The following is a 15,674-nucleotide window of genomic DNA, read 5'->3' as shown; positions in this document are numbered from 1 at the left end:
CAAATGTCGTCTTTCTGCGCTTGCCGCGGCTCATGTATCTTTCTTTAACGCATAGTCTTATCCGAAAAGTCTGCAACTTTTCGGGACTATGCTGGAAGTACATTCCGCTCCGGTTCTCGAAAGCCACCATTTTCGCCAGCTCAGGAACGAAATTGGACGCGCGGAAGATCGACAATTATTTGCCATTTTTCTGCGCGGCTTGATGCGCTAGATACGCCTCACAAATATCAGGGAGTAGCGGCGTGATCCGGCACATAGTTTTCTTCAGCGTCAGGCAAGGCCAGGATATCGAGACGGTCAGGAAAGGGCTGGAACAACTTGGCACCATTCCCCATGCCGATCTTTTCGAAGTGCTGCCCAATTCCAAGGTCGATCCGATGTGCGACCGTATTGATCTCGTCGTTTATGCCGAGTTCAGGGATGAGGAAGCGCTTTTCGCTTTCAAGAAGCATCCAACCTACAATGCGACGACCCAACTCGTGCGCCCCATGCGCGAATTGCGCTTTTCCGCCGATGTGGTGACGGACAAGACTTGATTACCAGTCGGCCTGCGGTCTTTCCTGAAGTGGCAGGCCGCCGAAAAGATCAGGCTCGCTGGACGTCCTCGCCCGTTCGATATTGAGAAGCTTGAGCTTGGTTGCCGTTCCGCCAGCCGCCGAAAAACCGCCGACCTTGCCATTGGCGCCAAGCACCCGATGGCACGGCACAATGATCGGAAACGGGTTTTTGCCCAGCGCATAACCGACTGCCTGCGACAGGCTTATATCGCCGATCCGCCGTGCAATCGCGCCATAGGTCGTCGTCTCGCCCGGTTTCAGTTCAAGGATGATTTCATAGACCTGCCGGTTGAGGTCCGGCACCGAATCGAGCGCCAGCGGTGTGTCCGAAAAATCGGCATCCGCCCCGGCCAGAAGCGCACGCACACCCTGGGCTGCGCGGTTGACGAAAGCCGGCACGTCAATATCTTCCGCGCCGGGAAACCGTTCACGGAGCCGATAACGGGTCTCTTTCTCGTCAGCATCCCCGATTTCGACGCCGACGATCTTCGTGCCGCGCCAGGCAATGCCGCACGGTCCGATATCCGTTTCGAAAATGAGGATGCCTGACGATTCCATGAAAATAATATTAGCATGGTTTTTGCCGCGACAAACGCCGCTTATCGGGCAGGGATGGCAACGTTCCCGTGAAAAGTCGTAACAATTGCGGAAATTGGGATTGTGAAATGGTTGAAGAACGACACGAATAGTGATTGTGTGATGGCAACCGGCCAATGCCCTTAAATGGCCAAAAGGATTGATGAAAGTTGCGGGGGCTGTCACTGCTGTCCGGAACCGAGGAATTTAAATGGACGATTACGAGCGATATGCCACAGGGTTGATGATCGTTTTTGGCGCGCTGATTATTGGCGGCCTGATGGCGGCGAACCTGTATCACGGCGACAAGCCGGGCTTTTTATTCGCGCTTGGCGCTGCGGTTGTCAGCTGGTTCGCGGCCTTTGCGGTCCTGTTTGACAAGCCGCGCGTTTACGGCGTGATGATTGCTGTTGCGATCGGTCTGGTCGCGGCATCGATCGGTGCTTACGTCACCTGATTTTTGAGCCGTTTTATGGACGAGAAAGCCCCGGACAGTGCCGGGGCTTTTCGTTTCACAGATAGGGCGAGTAGCACTGGCGCCGCGGCCCGTAATTGGGCTGGAACGTATTGTCGTAGGCCCGGTAGGACCGGTAACGATTATAGCACCAGCGCACATGCGGATTGCCGCCGCGATAGGCGCGGGGCGGCGGGCCCCAGCGGCGGTGATGGCGATAATAAGGCCGGTAGTAGGGGCGATGATGCCGCCAATACCGGTCATGACGCCAATGGCGGCGGTGGCCGCGATAATCATAATATTGCACGCTCTGCACGTTCGGCGCCGACGTCTGTGCGGACGGCGTCAGCATCACGGATGGCTGTGCCGCATTGGCGGTTCCGGCAGCAGCGGATAGTCCCATGCCGAGTGACAGACATGCGGCAAACAGGGAATAAGCAAACCTTTTCATCGGTCTCTCCTCACCGCGCATCCCGAAAAGCGTGCAACGCTTATCCAGATGAGATGCGCGCAAAAATAAACAACATGGATCGTCCCTGCCGCTATTTTTGGCGGGACAATGTGGCGGAGGGGCGGCGTTTTGCGGTCACAATTTCTTTGTGGCGGCAACAGACGGGTGATGCCCGGATGCGGAATGGGAAACAGTTACGCCGAATTGACATAAAGATATGTTTATGTCATTAAACGGCTTTCGCGATGTGCGCATGACAGGCAATGGAGGGGTGCCCGGGCACCCCCTGCCTGAGAACAGAATGAATTTGGCGGTGTTTTATGGCCTCTTCCCTCGACGGTCTTTTTGGTGCAACGGCAGCGCAGCCTGACGGCTCCGAAGTTCTGGCAGCTCTCAACAGGGCGGCGCGCGAGCGCATCCTGATCCTTGACGGTGCGATGGGAACGCAGATTCAGGGGCTTGGTTTCCATGAGGAGCATTTTCGCGGCGACCGTTTCAGCGCCTGCGATTGCCAGCTTCAGGGCAATAACGACCTTCTGACGCTGACCCAGCCCAAATCCATCGAGGAAATCCACTATGCCTATGCCATTGCGGGCGCGGATATTCTCGAAACCAACACTTTTTCGTCCACGACAATCGCCCAGGCCGATTACGGCATGGAAGACCAGGTCTATGAGCTGAACCGCGATGGCGCGCGCCTTGCCCGCCGCGCCGCCTTGCGCGCCGAGCAGAAGGATGGCCGCCGCCGTTTTGTTGCGGGCGCTCTGGGGCCGACAAACCGCACCGCCTCGCTGTCGCCGGATGTCAACAATCCGGGCTTTCGCGCCGTCACCTTCGATGATCTGCGCATTGCCTATGCCGAACAGATTCGGGGGCTGATCGATGGCGGTTCCGATATCATCCTCATTGAAACAATCTTCGACACGCTGAATGCCAAGGCTGCCGTCTTCGCCGCGGAAGAAGTGTTCGGGGAAAAGGGCGTTCGCCTCCCGGTGATGATTTCCGGCACGATCACCGATCTTTCCGGCCGCACCCTGTCCGGCCAGACGCCGACGGCATTCTGGCATTCGCTGCGCCACGCCAGGCCGTTCACCATCGGTCTCAACTGCGCGCTGGGGGCCAACGCCATGCGCGCGCATCTCGATGAATTGTCGACCATTGCCGACACCTTCATCTGCGCCTATCCGAATGCCGGCCTGCCGAACGAGTTCGGCCAGTATGACGAAACGCCGGAAGCCATGGCCGCCCAGATCGAAGGTTTTGCGCGCGATGGTCTGGTCAATGTCGTCGGCGGCTGCTGCGGCTCGACGCCGGACCATATCCGCGCCATTGCCGAGGCTGTCGCAAAACATCCGCCGCGCAAGCCCGCCAGGGTCGAGCCGCTGATGCGCCTGTCGGGCCTTGAGCCCTTCACGCTCACAAAGGATATCCCCTTCGTCAATGTCGGCGAGCGCACCAACGTGACCGGCTCCGCCCGGTTCCGCAAGCTGATCAAGGCTGGTGATTTCGCGGCAGCGCTCGATGTCGCGCGCGATCAGGTCGCCAATGGCGCCCAGATCATCGACATCAACATGGATGAAGGCCTGATCGATTCGCAAAAGGCGATGGTCGAGTTTCTCAACCTGATCGCAGCCGAGCCGGATATTGCCCGCGTGCCGATCATGATCGACAGTTCCAAATGGGATGTCATCGAGGCTGGCCTGAAATGCGTTCAGGGCAAGGCTGTGGTCAATTCCATTTCCATGAAGGAAGGCGAGGAAGCCTTTATTCATCATGCAAAGCTGGTCCGCGCCTATGGGGCGGCGGTCGTCGTCATGGCGTTCGATGAAACCGGACAGGCCGATACCGAAGCGCGCAAGATCGAAATCTGTACCCGCGCCTACAAGATTCTGACCGAGCAGGTCGGTTTTCCGCCGGAAGACATCATCTTCGATCCGAACATCTTTGCGGTGGCGACAGGTATCGAGGAGCACAATAATTACGGCGTCGACTTCATCGAGGCGACCCGGCAGATCATTGCCACCCTGCCGCATGTCCATGTGTCGGGCGGCGTGTCGAACCTGTCCTTCTCCTTCCGCGGCAATGAGTCGGTGCGCGAGGCGATGCATGCCGTGTTCCTCTACCACGCCATTCAGGCGGGCATGGATATGGGCATCGTCAATGCCGGTCAGCTTGCCGTTTACGATGCCATCGATCCGGAACTGCGCGAGGCTTGTGAGGATGTGGTGCTGAACCGCCGCTCCGACGCGACCGAGCGCCTGCTGGAAATCGCCGAACGGTTCCGTGATTCCGGTTCCAGGGAAGCCAAGGCGCAGGATTTGACCTGGCGCGAATGGCCGGTGGAAAAGCGCCTCGAACATGCGCTGGTCAACGGCATTACCGAATATATCGAAGCCGATACGGAAGAGGCGCGTCAGGCTGCCGAACGTCCGCTGCATGTCATCGAAGGGCCGCTGATGGCCGGCATGAATGTGGTGGGCGACCTGTTCGGCGCGGGCAAGATGTTCCTGCCGCAGGTGGTGAAATCCGCCCGCGTGATGAAGCAGGCAGTGGCGGTTCTCCTGCCATACATGGAAGAGGAAAAGCGCCGCAATGCGGAAAATGGCATTGGCGGCGGCGAACGCCAGAGCGCCGGCAAGGTGCTGATGGCGACCGTGAAGGGCGATGTGCACGATATCGGCAAGAATATCGTTGGCGTCGTGCTGGCCTGCAACAATTACGAGATCATCGATCTTGGCGTGATGGTGCCGTCGCAGAAAATCCTGCAGGTGGCGCGCGACGAAAAGGTGGATATCATCGGCCTTTCCGGCCTGATTACGCCTTCGCTCGACGAAATGGCGCATGTGGCGGCGGAAATGGAGCGCGAAGGTTTTGACATTCCGCTTCTGATCGGCGGCGCGACGACCAGCCGTGTCCATACGGCGGTGAAGATTCACCCGCGCTATGAACGCGGACAGGCGGTCTATGTCATCGATGCCAGCCGTGCCGTCGGCGTGGTTTCCAGCCTGCTGTCGCCGGAAGGCAAACAGAACTATATTGACGGGCTGCGCGGCGAATATGCCAAGGTGGCAGCCGCCCATGCGCGCAACGAAGCCGAAAAGCAGCGCCTGCCGATCGCGCGCGCCCGCGCCAATGCGCATAAGCTCGATTGGGATGGTTTCGTTCCGGTCAAGCCGACATTCACCGGTACGAAGGTCTTTGACGATTACGATCTGGCCGAAATTGCGCGCTATATCGACTGGACGCCATTCTTCCAAACCTGGGAGTTGAAGGGCCGCTATCCCGCGATCCTTGAAGACGAGAAGCAGGGCGAGGCTGCCCGGCAGCTTTGGGACGATGCGCAGGCGATGCTGAAAAAGATCATCGACGAAAAATGGTTCGCGCCGAAAGCCGTTGTCGGTTTCTGGCCGGCCAATGCGGTGGGCGACGATATCCGTCTTTTCACCGATGAAAGCCGGAATGAGGAACTGGCCACCTTCTTCACGCTGCGCCAGCAATTGGGCAAGCGCGATGGTCGTCCGAATGTGGCCATGTCCGATTTCGTGGCGCCGATCGAAAGCGGAAAGCAGGATTATGTCGGCGGCTTTGTCGTGACGGCGGGTATCGGCGAAGTGGCGATAGCCGAGCGTTTCGAGCGCGCCAATGACGATTATTCGTCCATTCTCGTGAAGGCGCTCGCCGATCGCTTTGCGGAAGCCTTCGCAGAACTGATGCATGAGCGTGTCCGCAAGGAATTCTGGGCCTATGCCTCGGATGAGGCCTTTACGCCGGAGGAACTGATCGCTGAACCCTACAAGGGCATTCGTCCGGCCCCCGGCTATCCGGCCCAGCCCGACCACACCGAAAAGACGACATTGTTCCGTCTTCTGGACGCGACTGCCAATACGGGTGTGGAACTGACGGAAAGCTATGCGATGTGGCCCGGCTCCTCCGTCTCGGGTCTCTATATCGGCCATCCGGAAAGCTATTATTTCGGTGTGGCCAAGGTCGAACGCGATCAGGTCGAGGATTACGCGAACCGCAAGGGCATGGCCGTGGAGGAGGTGGAGCGCTGGCTGACGCCGATCCTCAACTACACGCCGGGCGCCGCACAGGAGGATGCCGCGGCCTGACCATAGCCGTTAACTGACCCTATCGTTCATATCCGTATTTCTGACAGCTGCCTAACACGTCTGACTGGTTTGTAGTGACTTGCGACTACAGACCGGCAGGGGTGGTGATGCCGCCCCGCTTTCCCGTGGTCTGGAATGTGCGGTTCGACCGCCGGCAAGGCGGATTGCTTTGCGCAATTATTTATAAATTAGCTAAGTTTAATGTCAAGGAAGTAGATATATCTGTATTTCTGATAGGTATATGGAAAATTTTACAGGGATGTGTTAGTGATTTGTTGGCGTTTTATTTAAAAGCGCCGAATTTCAATAAACATTGATAGTTGTATTTTTGTTGGGAAGTCTGCAATGAAATGGGAACAAACTTATGAATCCATGCAATCTGCCGACAATGCCGGACAGCTTCTTGAATATATTGATACCTATGCCCGACAGTGCGGATTTGCACATACGGCCTATGTCATGCGCGTTCCTTTGCTGAACGGCACGGTCCGGTGGCTTAGTTTCGGGTCATTGCCGCAGGCGTGGACAGACCACTATGCGGCCAGAAAATATGCCGATATGGACCCGCTGGTGCGCAAGGCATTGAACAGTATCGAGCCTCTGGTGTGGTCGGCCAAGCTTTTTGCAGATGCGCCGCAAATCTGGGCGGATGCCCAGCACTTCAATCTCAAGGTGGGAATTTCCCAGCCCTGCTGGGCGGCTCAGGGCGTGTTCGGAATGCTGTCTTTCCTGAGAAGCGGCCCGGCCCTGTCTTCCGGCGAGATTTCAATGTTGCGCCGGCAGATGCAGATTGCCGCCAATCTGCTGCATCTGTCCATGTATGAACATCTCGACATTCCGACGATGAACTGCGTTTCCGAAGTCAACCTGACAATGCGCGAGCGGGAAATCCTGCGCTGGACGAGTGAGGGAAAGACCGCCGAAATCATCGGCACGATCCTCAATATTTCGACACGCACGGTCAATTTCCACATCAGCAACGTGCTGACCAAGCTGGTTGCGGTCAACAAGGTCCAGGCGGTCGCCAAGGCCCGCACCTTCGGACTTCTCTGACTTTCTTCCAGGTCCCTCGGCGGTTTGATCCGAAGGGCATCTTCCAGCGGCTTTCCGGTTTGCGCTTTTTCTGAAACGGGCTACAAATTCATTATCTTTCCCGGAGGATCAATGAATGACTGCCCAGCCAAACTCCCTTGAAGCCCGCGATATCCGTTATCATCTCCATTCCTACACCGATGCTGTCCGCCTCGAAGCGGAAGGCCCACTTGTCATCGAGCGCGGCGACGGCATTTACGTCGAGGATGTAACGGGCAAGCGCTATATCGAGGCGATGTCGGGCCTCTGGAGTGTCGGCGTGGGCTTTTCGGAGCCGCGTCTGGCGGAAGCCGCCGCACGGCAGATGAAGAAGCTGCCTTTCTATCACACATTTTCCTACCGCTCGCACGGCCCGGTCATCGACCTGGCCGAAAAGCTTGTCTCCATGGCGCCCGTGCCGATGAGCAAGGCTTACTTCACCAATTCAGGCTCCGAGGCCAATGATACGGTCATCAAGCTGATCTGGTATCGCTCCAATGCGCTGGGCGAACCGGAGCGCAAGAAGATCATTTCGCGCAAGCGCGGCTATCACGGCGTGACGATTGCCTCCGCCAGCCTGACGGGCCTGCCCAACAATCACCGCTCCTTCGACCTGCCGATCGACCGCATCCTGCATACGGGCTGTCCGCACCATTATCGCGATGGGCTGCCGGGCGAGAGCGAGGAACAGTTCGCAACGCGGCTGGCGGACGAGCTGGAGCAATTGATCCTTGCCGAAGGTCCGCACACCATTGCCGCTTTCATCGGCGAGCCGGTGATGGGGGCAGGCGGCGTGGTCGTGCCGCCGAAAACCTATTGGGAAAAGGTGCAAGCCGTTCTCAAGCGCTACAACATCCTGCTGGTCGCCGACGAAGTGATTTGCGGTTTCGGGCGCACGGGCAATCTGTTCGGCAGCCAGACCTTCGACATGAAACCGGACATTCTGGTCATGTCGAAGCAGCTTTCGTCCTCTTATCTGCCGATTTCGGCCTTCCTCATCAATGAGCGCGTCTATGCGCCGATTGCTGAGGAAAGCCACAAGATCGGCACGCTTGGCACCGGCTTCACGGCATCGGGCCATCCGGTGGCGGCGGCGGTGGCGCTGGAAAACCTTGCCATCATTGAAGAACGCGATCTGGTCGCCAATGCGCGCGAGCGCGGCGCGCACATGCAAAAGCGCCTGCGCGAACTGCTGGACCACCCGCTGGTCGGCGAAGTGCGCGGCGTCGGCCTCATTGCCGGTGTCGAGCTTGTCACCGACAAGCAGGCCAAGACGGGCCTTGAACAAGCTGGCGCGCTCGGCGCAAGGGCAAATGCGGTTCTTCAGGAGCGCGGGGTGATTTCGCGTGCGATGGGCGACACGCTTGCCTTCTGTCCGCCGCTCATCATCAACGATCAGCAGATCGATACGATGGTGTCGGCGCTGGAAGCGGCGCTCAACGATGTTCAGGCGAGCCTCGGCAGATAATAATCGGCTGCGGAGCTGCCTCGATGACGGGCAGCTCCGCAGCGAAAAGCCGTTAAATATCACAAAAATTATATGATTTCCGTGACTTGTCCAGAAACCCGCTTTTCTGGGCCTGCGCAAGTTTGTTCCGGCCCGGCTTGCAAATACGGTAAGTTTTTCGCGCAAGCCGCTTGCAATACGCGATAGGTTTCTTTCCCTTTTCCGCATCATTTCACGACAATGCGCGCATCGTGGCTTTTGCCGCATCTGCGCCGGATGAAGGCCATCTCCTGATCTAGGGCCATCCCTCCCGCCAGTATCGAGTTTTCATCCGGTTGCCGGGAGTAATCAGTCGTGCATCATACATCCCTGACCAGGAACCTGACGCATCTGCAACGCCTTGAGGCGGAAGCGATCCATATTTTTCGCGAGGTTGCGGCAAGTTTTTCCAACCCGGTCATGCTTTACTCGGTCGGCAAGGATTCATCGGTGATGCTGCATCTGGCGATGAAGGCATTTTATCCCGCACCGCCGCCCTTTCCCTTTCTGCATGTGGATACGACATGGAAATTTCGCGAGATGATCGCATTTCGCGATGCCCAGGCGCGTGAGAAGGGTTTTGAACTCCTCGTGCATATCAATGAAGAGGGCGTGCGCGACGGCATCGGTCCTTTCAGCCATGGGTCGAATGTCCACACCCATGTGATGAAGACGGTCGCCCTGCGGCAGGCGCTCGACAAGTACAAGTTCGATGCCGCCTTTGGCGGCGCCCGTCGCGACGAGGAGAAATCGCGCGCCAAGGAGCGCATTTTTTCCTTCCGCAATGCGCAGCACGGCTGGGACCCGAAGAACCAGCGCCCGGAAATGTGGAAAATCTACAATACGCGGGTTTCCGCCGGAGAATCGATCCGCGTCTTTCCGCTGTCGAACTGGACCGAACTCGATATCTGGCAATATATCCTCCAGGAGAATATCCCCATCGTGCCGCTTTATTTTGCTGCGCATCGCCCGGTGGTCGAGCGCGACGGCATGCTGATCATGATTGATGATGAGCGGATGAAACTGCGTCCGGGCGAAGAGGTGGAAAACCGCCTGGTCCGGTTCCGCACGCTTGGCTGCTATCCGCTGACGGGCGCCATTGAATCGGGCGCGGCAGACCTTTCGGGCATTGTCGAGGAAATGCTGATTGCCCGCACATCCGAGCGGCAGGGCCGCGCCATCGACCGTGACGAAGCCGGATCGATGGAGAAAAAGAAGCGCGAGGGCTATTTCTGATGAATGCGGTACTCAAGCCTGTTGCGGCCAATGCTGCGGTCAGCGATTTTCTGGCCGATCAGGAGCGCAAGACCCTGTTGCGCTTTCTCACCTGCGGTTCGGTGGATGATGGCAAATCGACGCTGATCGGGCGTCTGCTCTATGACACAAAACTGATTTTCGAGGACCAGCTTGCATCGTTGAAGAACGACAGCCGCAAGTTCGGCACGACCGACGACGATTTCGACTTCGCATTGCTGGTTGACGGTCTGGAAGCCGAGCGGGAGCAGGGCATCACGATCGATGTCGCCTATCGCTTCTTTTCCACGCCGCGCCGCAAATTCATCGTCGCCGACACGCCGGGCCATGCGCAATATACGCGCAACATGGCAACCGGCGCCTCGACTGCCGATCTTGCCATCGTGCTGGTTGATGCGCGGCAGGGCGTGTTGACCCAGACCCGCCGCCATTCCTTCATTGCCTCGGCCCTAGGCATCCGCCACATCGTTTTGGCGGTGAACAAGATCGATCTGGTCGATTTCTCGCAGGACGCATTCGAGCGTATCGTTGCCGACTATATGAGCTTCGCCAAAGAGCTTGGCTTTGTCAGCGTACAGCCGATCCCGCTCTCGGCGCGCTTCGGCGACAATGTCACGCTGCCATCGCCCCGCATGGACTGGTATCAGGGGCCGCATCTGCTCGAACATCTGGAAACCGTGCGCATCGACACGGAGGCGGCGGCAAAGCCCTTTCGTTTTCCAGTGCAATATGTGAACCGGCCCAATCTCGATTTTCGCGGCTTTTCCGGCACCGTGGCCTCCGGTTCGATCAGCGCCGGCGATGCCGTGGTGGTTGCCAAATCCGGCAAGACCTCCCGCGTGAAACGCATTGCCACCTATGATGGGGATCTGCCGCGGGCATCCGAGGGACAGGCCGTCACATTGGTGCTGGAGGACGAGATCGAGGTTTCGCGCGGCAATATGCTGGTGGGAACGGAAGCCCGGCCCGAAGTGGCCGACCGTTTCGCGGCCAATATTGTCTGGTTCGGCGAGGAGGCATTGCATCCCGGCCGATCCTACATCCTGCGCACCGAGACGGATCAGACGCCGGTAACGGTCAATGCGATCCAATACAGAACCGATGTCGACAGCTTCACCCGGCAGGAAGCCTCCCGCCTCGATCTCAACGAGATCGGGCTTTGCCATCTCCAGACCGTGGATCCGATTGCATTCGATCCTTATGCCGACAATCGCGTCACGGGCGCCTTCGTGTTGATCGACCGGCTCAGCAACGCGACAGTGGGCGCCGGAATGATTGATGGCGCGCTTCGTCAGGCGACGAATGTGCATCTGCAATCCTTCGATCTCGACAAGCAGACGCGCGCGGCGCAGAAGTTCCAGAAACCGGCGGTACTCTGGTTTACGGGCCTGTCCGGCTCCGGCAAATCCACCATCGCCAACCGGCTGGAACAGCGGCTCCACGCGCTCGGCAAGCACACCTATCTGCTGGATGGCGACAATGTCCGCCATGGCCTCAACAGTGATCTGGGCTTTAACGAGGAGGATAGGGCCGAAAATATCCGCCGTGTCGGAGAGGTGGCCGGATTGATGACCGATGCGGGCCTGATTGTCCTGGTCTCCTTCATTTCGCCATTCCGGACCGAGCGGGATCGTGTTCGCACCCGCCTGCCGGAGGGCGAATTTGTCGAGATTTTCGTGGATACACCGATAGAGGAATGCATGGCCCGCGATCCGAAGGGGCTTTATGCGCAGGTGCTGCGCGGCGAAATCAAGGCTTTCACCGGCATTGATTCTCCTTACGAAGCCCCCCTTGCACCGGAGCTTCGCCTGAAGACGACGGGGCGCGGCGTTGACGAACTCGTCGCGGAAGTGGAAAGATATCTTGCCGAACGTGGTATCATCGGCAGTTATGGCAGCGATTCCTGGTCGATCTGAACAATGAAGATTTCCGCCTCCCCGAAAGCCGATCCGAACGGCGAAGCAATGCTTGCCGTCCTGCAGGAAGCCGCATTGGAGGCGGGGCGCGTGATCATGAAGCATTATGCCAATGGTTGCGCGGTCCAGAGCAAGAAGGATTCCTCGCCCGTCACTGAGGCGGATCGCGATGCGGAGGCCATCATCCTCGCGGCCATTGCCGCCGTCGCTCCCGATATTCCGGTCGTGGCGGAAGAAGAAGTGGCGGCGGGACGGCTTCCGTCGCAACTGGGGCGGCGCTTTCTGCTGGTCGATCCGCTTGACGGAACGCGGGAATTTCTGCTGCGCAACGGCGATTTCACAGTGAATATCGGCCTGATCGAGGACGGCGCTCCGGTTCTTGGGCTTGTCTACGCGCCGGTTCGCCATCAATTGTTCATCGGAAGCCGCAGCGGTGCCGAAGAAATGGTGACGACCAAGGATCATGCGGCCGGATTGCGCCGTGGGATAGCGGTGCGTGCCGAGGGGGCGGAGCGGGTGGCGGTTTGCAGCCGGTCACACAACAATCCGCAAACGCAAAAATTCCTGAGCGACAACCGGATCAGCAATTGCGTTTCTGTCGGTTCGTCGCTGAAATTCTGCCTGATAGCCCGTGGGGAGGCCGACATTTATCCGCGTTTCGGCCCGACCATGGAGTGGGACACGGCGGCAGGCGATGCGGTGTTGCGTGCCGCGGGCGGGCTCACCGCGACATTCGACGGCGCGCCGCTCTCCTATGGCCAGCGCGCCGATGAGGGTGTTGCCGGTTTTGCCAACCCTGATTTCGTGGCCTTCGGCGGTGGAACCTTGTCCCTCTTTGCCGCAGTTTGATACTTTTCGGGGCAGGCATCCAAAAAAACGGCAGGATGCTCTTGCAGCTTGAAATTGGGGGCGTTATAAGCCGCCTCAATGGTCACGGCCACATGGTCACGGAGTGTAGCGCAGCCTGGTAGCGCACCTCGTTCGGGACGAGGGGGTCGGAGGTTCGAATCCTCTCACTCCGACCATTTTTCCCGATGTTTTTGCCTTATTCCCTGTTTCCGAAAACCGACAGACGCATGAATTCCCCGTCATATTGGACAAGGGATATCAAACGTTTGCGATCCAGTATTTCCACCCGGTTTGACCGAAACAGGATCAGGCCCTCCTCGCGCAGGTCGCGCAGCATCCGGTTGAGATGGATCGGCGTCAGCCCCAGCGCATCGGCAAGCTGATATTGCGTCAGCGGGCAATGGAAGGAGTTCGGATCGCCCATCCCGCATGATTGCACGCGGTCGGAAAGCTCAAGAAACAGATGCGCTGTTCGGACAAAAGCCGCGCGGCATCCGATATTGGTCAGACGTTCGATCAGCATCGATCTCTGGCGCGCAAGAAGCTCGATGAGGATGAGGCTGAGACGCGGCGCGCGTTCAATCGAGGCTTCAAGCGAGGCAAGCGGAATCTCGAAAACCGACATCGGCGTGATGGCCGCAATTGTGTTGTAGCTGTAGCCGTCGGCCGTCCTGAGCCCCAGAAAATCACTGCGCATGGGAAAGTCGATGATCTGCCGCTCGCCGCCCGACAGATCGCGATAGACGCAACCCCAGCCGGAACGCACGAGGTGGATGCTTTTGACGCGGGCGCCCTGTTCGATGATGGTGGCATCGGCGGCGAAATCATTTTCGATAACGGCGAGAGAAGAAAGCGCGTCTGTTTCCCGCGCTTCCAGCTTGGCGAGAATTGGAGCCTCCTCCAACAAACCGATAAGCGCCTCAATCGATGGGTCTGTGGTCTGCCTGCCACTGTGCATTTTCAACCCGCTGGAACATATCTCGAAAGATGTAAAACTGTCCCTTCATGCCGATGAATTCAGTAAAATCGAAAACCAGCTAAACGAAAGATATAGGGACTATACCCTCCTGCTCACCAAGTCGTTCCTATGAACGACCATAAATTTCAGCATTGCTAACATAAGTTAATGACACGATTATTTCCCGATAGCAATATTTATGCAAGTCGAGTGTGCAGGACTGTTAGGCCAAAGGCAGGAAATCATTCGGCTCTGACGAAAGTAATAGTTGGAGCAACTTGAGTAGTGCGGGGAAAATCGCATGTTGGAAACAAGAGGGGATAGCCTCTGGGCTGCTTCGGAAAGCATGAGCGACAGGGGGAATGCCGCAAGCATCGAGGCAGCGCGCGGACGGCGCATGTTGCTCATATGCAAGAGCAATCTGGAGCGGCAATGCCTTTATAACGGGCTCGTGCTGAATGGCCTCAAGCTTCCGGTGGAAACACAGGCAGCGGTGGAACTCGCCGATCCGACGGACGATGTCGCGGTCGTGCTCATCAATATCGGCTCGAAGCGATTGGCCGATCCGTTTTTCTCGGAAAAACTGCAATCCGTGATCGAGCTTTGGCGGCCGGTTCCGGTTGTTTTCCTTGCGGAGCGCGAGGAATGGGCGCAGGTCGTCCGCGCCATGGAAATCGGCGCGCGCGGCTATATCCCCACTTCCGTCGATATCAAGGTTTGCGTGGAGGCCATTCACCTGGCCACGGCCGGCGGCATGTATGTGCCTGCCTCCATGGTTTTCCAGACCGCGCCGACCGATATCGATGACGATGTTCTGGGCGAATTGCTGACCGCGCGGGAGATCGAGGTTGTCCATGCCATCCGCATCGGCAAGTCGAACAAGATCATCGCCTTCGAACTCGGCATGAGCGAAGGCACGGTGAAGGCGCATGTGCACAATATCATGAAGAAGATCGGCGCCGCCAACCGCACGGAAGTGGCGTGCAAACTGCACAGGATGTACGGCGAGAAGTTCGATCTCGACTGATCTCCATCAAGCGCATGTCACCGGAGGCCGCTTTCGCTTTCGCCGCGAAAATTCGTCAAAGGCGAATGTCATCCGAGGACATTCGAATGGAAGTGGTTGCTTTCTATCGAAAAACCGCGAAATTACCCGAACGCAGTCAGAAATAATTCCAGCGCCGGGATAAAAATGCAGCTCACTCCCCGTCACAACGCAATTCTTGAGCTTGCGCGCAAGCAAGGGCAGGTTCTGGTCGAGGATCTTGCCGCAGCCTTCGAGGTGACGCCGCAGACCGTCCGCAAGGATCTGAATGATCTCTGCCGCGCCCGGATGCTGCGCCGTATCCATGGGGGCGCGCTCTATCCCTCCGGCGTCGAAAACATGGAATATGAGGCGCGCCGCCGCATTGCCGCGCATGAAAAGGAATCGATCGGGCGCGCTGCGGCGGAGATCATTCCCGACGGCGCTTCCCTGTTCATCAATATAGGCACCACGACCGAAGCGGTCGCCCAGGCGCTGGTCGACCACGGCAATCTGATGGTCATCACCAATAATATCAACGTCGCCAATACGTTGCGTGTTCATCCCTCGATCGAGGTGGTGGTGGCGGGCGGTGTGGTGCGCCCGTCTGACGGGGGGATCGTGGGCGAAGCCGCGGTCGATTTCATCCGCCAGTTCAAGGTCGATTATGCGATCATCGGCGCTTCCGCGATGGATGAGGACGGCGCATTGCTCGATTTCGATTTCCGCGAGGTGAAAGTCGCGCAAGCCATCATCGCCAATGCCCGGCACGTGATACTCGTCACCGATTCGACGAAACTGGAGCGAACCGCGCCGGTGCGCATCGGTCACATATCGCAGATCGATACCTTCATCACGGATCATTGTCCCTCGACGCCATTGCGGGAGCTGTGCCGCGAAAGCGAGGTCGAGCTGATCGAAACCCTTGGACAAAGTCAGCCGTTGAAAAAACAAACCTAGTTTCGT

General features: G+C 58.0%; 13 protein-coding genes and 1 tRNA gene. 11 read left to right on the top strand and 3 right to left on the bottom strand.

The genetic code is table 11. The features are described 5' to 3' along the window. Window positions 1–242: 242 nt before the first annotated feature. Complete coding sequence (locus tag AVM02_RS16250) at window positions 243–536, top strand: Dabb family protein (protein ID WP_411507958.1); 294 nt, start codon at window positions 243–245, stop codon at window positions 534–536. Here AVM02_RS16250 and AVM02_RS16245 read toward each other — a convergent pair whose 3' ends face one another. After that, window positions 537–1,115, bottom strand: a complete 579-nt coding sequence (locus AVM02_RS16245; RefSeq protein ID WP_411507957.1) for a methylated-DNA--[protein]-cysteine S-methyltransferase — start codon at window positions 1,113–1,115, stop codon at window positions 537–539. It lies immediately after the preceding gene. Between the two features lie 229 nt (window positions 1,116–1,344). On the opposite strand from AVM02_RS16245, the gene AVM02_RS16240 reads away from it, so the two are divergent. Further along, window positions 1,345–1,590, top strand: a complete 246-nt coding sequence (locus AVM02_RS16240) for a hypothetical protein (protein ID WP_010658028.1) — start codon at window positions 1,345–1,347, stop codon at window positions 1,588–1,590. A gap of 55 nt (window positions 1,591–1,645) precedes the next feature. Here AVM02_RS16240 and AVM02_RS16235 read toward each other — a convergent pair whose 3' ends face one another. Next, window positions 1,646–2,038, bottom strand: coding sequence for a BA14K family protein (locus AVM02_RS16235; protein WP_411507956.1), 393 nt, complete (start codon window positions 2,036–2,038; stop codon window positions 1,646–1,648). Window positions 2,039–2,358: 320 nt separating this feature from the next. Between AVM02_RS16235 and metH the strand changes: the two genes are divergently transcribed. From metH to AVM02_RS16200, 7 genes are all read left to right on the top strand, one after another. Continuing rightward, window positions 2,359–6,150 (top strand): methionine synthase, encoded by a 3,792-nt coding sequence (gene metH, locus AVM02_RS16230; RefSeq protein WP_411507955.1) that lies wholly within the window; start codon window positions 2,359–2,361, stop codon window positions 6,148–6,150. Window positions 6,151–6,495: 345 nt separating this feature from the next. Continuing rightward, complete coding sequence (locus AVM02_RS16225; RefSeq protein ID WP_411507954.1) at window positions 6,496–7,203, top strand: LuxR family transcriptional regulator; 708 nt, start codon at window positions 6,496–6,498, stop codon at window positions 7,201–7,203. A gap of 115 nt (window positions 7,204–7,318) precedes the next feature. Further along, window positions 7,319–8,689, top strand: a complete 1,371-nt coding sequence (locus AVM02_RS16220; RefSeq protein ID WP_411507953.1) for an aspartate aminotransferase family protein — start codon at window positions 7,319–7,321, stop codon at window positions 8,687–8,689. A 333-nt stretch (window positions 8,690–9,022) separates the two neighbouring features. Continuing rightward, the gene (gene cysD, locus AVM02_RS16215; protein WP_411507952.1) at window positions 9,023–9,943 is read left to right on the top strand and encodes a sulfate adenylyltransferase subunit CysD; all 921 of its coding nucleotides are present in this window, start codon (window positions 9,023–9,025) and stop codon (window positions 9,941–9,943) included. After that, a complete protein-coding gene (gene cysN, locus AVM02_RS16210) occupies window positions 9,943–11,877 on the top strand; it encodes a sulfate adenylyltransferase subunit CysN (RefSeq protein ID WP_411507951.1) in 1,935 nt (644 codons plus the stop codon). Before cysD ends, cysN begins: the two co-directional genes overlap by 1 nt. Before the next feature lie 3 nt (window positions 11,878–11,880). Further along, entirely contained in the window at window positions 11,881–12,726 is an 846-nt protein-coding gene (cysQ, locus tag AVM02_RS16205; protein ID WP_411507950.1) for a 3'(2'),5'-bisphosphate nucleotidase CysQ, read from the top strand. A 99-nt stretch (window positions 12,727–12,825) separates the two neighbouring features. Further along, window positions 12,826–12,902, top strand: a tRNA-Pro gene (locus AVM02_RS16200). A 20-nt stretch (window positions 12,903–12,922) separates the two neighbouring features. Here AVM02_RS16200 and AVM02_RS16195 read toward each other — a convergent pair. Beyond that, window positions 12,923–13,684: a Crp/Fnr family transcriptional regulator gene (locus AVM02_RS16195; RefSeq protein ID WP_411507949.1), complete on the bottom strand. Its 762-nt coding sequence runs from the start codon at window positions 13,682–13,684 to the stop codon at window positions 12,923–12,925. Window positions 13,685–13,985: 301 nt separating this feature from the next. On the opposite strand from AVM02_RS16195, the gene AVM02_RS16190 reads away from it, so the two are divergent. Both AVM02_RS16190 and AVM02_RS16185 read left to right on the top strand, forming a co-directional pair. Continuing rightward, window positions 13,986–14,711 (top strand): LuxR C-terminal-related transcriptional regulator, encoded by a 726-nt coding sequence (locus tag AVM02_RS16190; protein ID WP_411507948.1) that lies wholly within the window; start codon window positions 13,986–13,988, stop codon window positions 14,709–14,711. Window positions 14,712–14,876: 165 nt separating this feature from the next. Further along, window positions 14,877–15,668 (top strand): DeoR/GlpR family DNA-binding transcription regulator, encoded by a 792-nt coding sequence (locus AVM02_RS16185; protein WP_411507947.1) that lies wholly within the window; start codon window positions 14,877–14,879, stop codon window positions 15,666–15,668. The last annotated feature ends 6 nt before the right edge of the window (window positions 15,669–15,674 follow it).

The sequence above is a fragment of the Brucella anthropi genome, assembly GCF_046630315.1.
Lineage (GTDB): Bacteria > Pseudomonadota > Alphaproteobacteria > Rhizobiales > Rhizobiaceae > Brucella > Brucella anthropi_A.
The sequence above is the reverse complement of the archived record's forward strand: the minus strand, read 5'-3'. Positions and strand labels throughout refer to the sequence as shown.

Coding starts and splice junctions, on each gene's coding strand:
- metH (WP_411507955.1), top strand. CDS start 2,359: ATGGCCTCTTCCCTCGACGGTCTTTTTGGTGCAACGGCAGCGCAGCCT.
- AVM02_RS16190 (WP_411507948.1), top strand. CDS start 13,986: ATGTTGGAAACAAGAGGGGATAGCCTCTGGGCTGCTTCGGAAAGCATG.
- AVM02_RS16225 (WP_411507954.1), top strand. CDS start 6,496: ATGAAATGGGAACAAACTTATGAATCCATGCAATCTGCCGACAATGCC.
- AVM02_RS16195 (WP_411507949.1), bottom strand. CDS start 13,684: ATGCACAGTGGCAGGCAGACCACAGACCCATCGATTGAGGCGCTTATC.
- AVM02_RS16235 (WP_411507956.1), bottom strand. CDS start 2,038: ATGAAAAGGTTTGCTTATTCCCTGTTTGCCGCATGTCTGTCACTCGGC.
- AVM02_RS16245 (WP_411507957.1), bottom strand. CDS start 1,115: ATGGAATCGTCAGGCATCCTCATTTTCGAAACGGATATCGGACCGTGC.
- cysN (WP_411507951.1), top strand. CDS start 9,943: ATGAATGCGGTACTCAAGCCTGTTGCGGCCAATGCTGCGGTCAGCGAT.
- AVM02_RS16240 (WP_010658028.1), top strand. CDS start 1,345: ATGGACGATTACGAGCGATATGCCACAGGGTTGATGATCGTTTTTGGC.
- cysQ (WP_411507950.1), top strand. CDS start 11,881: ATGAAGATTTCCGCCTCCCCGAAAGCCGATCCGAACGGCGAAGCAATG.
- AVM02_RS16185 (WP_411507947.1), top strand. CDS start 14,877: ATGCAGCTCACTCCCCGTCACAACGCAATTCTTGAGCTTGCGCGCAAG.
- AVM02_RS16220 (WP_411507953.1), top strand. CDS start 7,319: ATGACTGCCCAGCCAAACTCCCTTGAAGCCCGCGATATCCGTTATCAT.